This is a genomic window from Methanoculleus sp. UBA413 (assembly GCF_002502935.1).
GTDB classification, from domain to species: domain Archaea; phylum Halobacteriota; class Methanomicrobia; order Methanomicrobiales; family Methanoculleaceae; genus Methanoculleus; species Methanoculleus bourgensis.
The window spans coordinates 1-2842 of sequence record NZ_DAQR01000018.1 but is presented as its reverse complement, the minus strand read 5'-3'; the positions used below and the strand labels follow the sequence as shown (position 1 = coordinate 2842).

Annotated in this window: 1 protein-coding gene and 1 pseudogene; both read left to right on the top strand. The window is 66.9% G+C overall.

The window, feature by feature from the left end; translation table 11 throughout:
* The first annotated feature begins 110 nt into the window (after positions 1–110).
* Positions 111–2000, top strand: a pseudogene (acs, locus tag BP858_RS01640) (acetate--CoA ligase).
* 23 nt (positions 2001–2023) lie between these two features.
* On the top strand, positions 2024–2842 hold an 819-nt coding region (locus BP858_RS01635), incomplete at its 3' end, for an MFS transporter (protein WP_286878667.1).

Sequence of the window (2842 nt, the reverse complement as noted above, 5' to 3'; positions counted from 1 at the left end):
CGGGAGGTCGACGGACCCGGGAGATTCAGCGCTTTTGCACGGTATCAGGACCCTCTCAGGGTTCGACCGGAGCAAATTAGTAACGATTAATCATGTAGGATTGAGAAGAGATGACAGGGACGTTTGCTGTGAAACTGGAAGAGAAGCGTTACCTTCCCGATCCGCGGTTCAAGGCGACCGCCTGGACGCCCGATTACACCCGGGCCTACCAGGAGTTCATGCGCGACCCGGATGCCTTCTGGGATCGGATCGCCCGCGAACTGGTCTGGTTCGGGCCCTGGGACCGGGTCAGGGAATGGAACCCCCCCTACGCGAAATGGTTCGTCAACGGAAAGATGAACATCACCGCGAGCTGCCTGGACCGCCACGTCACCAGCGAGCGGAAGGATAAGCCGGCGCTCGTCTGGCGCGGGGAAGGAGGGGAGGAGCGGAGGCTCACCTACGACGGCCTCTACCGCGAGGTGATGCGGTTTGCAAACGGCCTCAAAAGCCTCGGCGTCGGGAAGGGCGACCGGGTCTGCATCTACATGCCGCTCGTCCCCGAGCAGGTCGTCGCGATGCTCGCCTGCGCCCGGATCGGGGCCGTTCACTCGGTGGTCTTCGGGGGGTTCGGGGCCGGCGCACTTGCGATGCGGATCAACGATGCGGAGGCAAAGGTCCTCATCACCGCTGACGTCGGCTACCGGCGGGGGAAAGCCGTCCCGCTCCGGGAGATCGCAAAGGAGGCGCTCACCCACACCCCCTGCGTCGAGAAGGTCGTCGTGCTGCGGCGCGGGACTCCGGCCGTCGACCTCGACCCCGCCCGGGAGGTCGATTACGCCGACCTCTGCCGCGAGGCCGACCCTGACTGCCCGGCAGAGACGATGGACGCGGAGGATCCCCTCTTCATCCTCTACACCAGCGGCTCGACCGGCGCGCCGAAAGGCATCGTTCATTCCTGCGGCGGCTATGCGGTCGGGACCTACTACACCGCCCGCCACGACTTCGACATCAAGGAGACCGACGTCTTCTGGTGCACCGCCGACCCCGGCTGGATCACCGGCCACAGCTACGTCGTCTAAGGTCCGCTCATGGTCGGCACCACCGTCGTCATCGCCGAAGGAACCCCAGACTACCCGGACCCGGGCGTCTACTGGCATCTGGTCCAGGACCTCGGGGTGACGATCTTCTACACAGCCCCGACCGCCATCCGGATGTTCATGCGCTACGGCGACGAGTGGCCGGCGAAGTACGACCTCTCAACGCTCCGGGTGCTCGGGTCGGTCGGTGAACCCCTCAACCCCGAGGCGTTCGAGTGGTACTACCACCATATCGGCGGCGGGCGATGCCCGGTCGTGGATACCTGGTGGCAGACCGAGACCGGGATGCACATCATCACCACGATGATCGGCGAGGCGATGAAGCCGGGGTTTGCCGGAAAACCCATACCAGGCGCCGTCGTGGACGTCGTCGACCGCCAGGGCAACCCGGTCCCCCCCGGCACCGGCGGGTTCCTGGTCATCAGGGAACCCTGGCCCGCCATGCTCAGGACGGTCTACCGGAACGATGAGCGCTACCGCACCTACTGGGAGACCATCCCGGGGTGCTACACGGCCGGAGACCTCGCGGTGAAGGATAAGGAGGGCTACATCATGATCCTCGGGCGGGCCGACGACCTGATCATCGTCGCCGGGCACAACATCGGCACCGCCGAGGTCGAGAGCGCGCTCGTCTCCCACGATGCGGTGGCTGAGGCGGCCGTCATCGGGAAGCCCGATCCCCTGAAAGGGAACGTCATCAAGGCCTTCGTCACCCTCCGCGTGGGGGTGAGCCCCGGCGACGGGCTCTCCGCCGAACTCGCCCGCCATGTCAGGAAAAGCCTCGGGCCCGTCGCGGTGCCGGCCGAGATCGAGTACGTGGACCGGCTCCCGAAGACCAGGAGCGGCAAGATCATGCGCCGGGTTCTGAAAGCCCGTGAGCTCGGCATCGATCCGGGGGACATATCCACCCTGGAGGAGTGACCCTCCCGCTGAGGGGGAGAGATATGTCCGTCGCGCCGGAGGTCTTCGGCATGCCCGCGGAGAGGGGGAGGTGGGGGCTCGTAGCCCTCGGGCTCCTCATCAACCTCTGCCTCGGGAGCATCTACTCCTGGAGCGTCTTTGTGACGCCGCTTGCGGCCCACTTCTCCGCGATGCTCGGCCGGGAGGTGACGGCGGGGGAGGTGCTCCTCCCGTTCTCGGTCTTCCTCGCCTTCTTCGCCGTCGCGATGCCGCTTTCCGGGAAGTACATCGAACGCTACGGCCCGCGAGCGATGACGATCACGGGCGGGCTCCTCACCGGCCTCGGGTGGCTCCTCGCCTCGACGGCGACATCCGTCCAGGTGCTCTACATCGTCTACGGGGTCATCGGGGGGCTCGGCGTCGGGATCGCTTACGGGGCGCCGGTTGCCGTGGCGGCGCGGTGGTTCCCGGACCGGCGGGGGCTTGCCGTCGGGCTCACCCTGCTCGGGTTTGGGTTTTCGGCGTTTGTCACCGCAAACGCCGCGGGAGCCCTGATCGCCGCATACGGGGTGATGGCAACGTTCGGGATATTCGGGGCCGTCTTCATCGTCGTGCTGGTGCTCGCAGCCCTCCCTCTCCGGTTCCCGCCGGAAGGCTGGCGGCCGGCGGGATGGGTTCCGCCCGCGCCCGGCACGGGCACCGTGCCGCTCTGTGAGTGCGACCGAAGAGCGATGCTCCGGACAGGGGCCTTCTACGGGCTCTTTCTCTGCTACTTCATTGGCTGCCTTGCGGGACTCGCCGCGATCTCGATCGCAAAGCCGGTCGGGACCGAGGTGGCGGCGGTCGATGCCGGGCTCGCGACG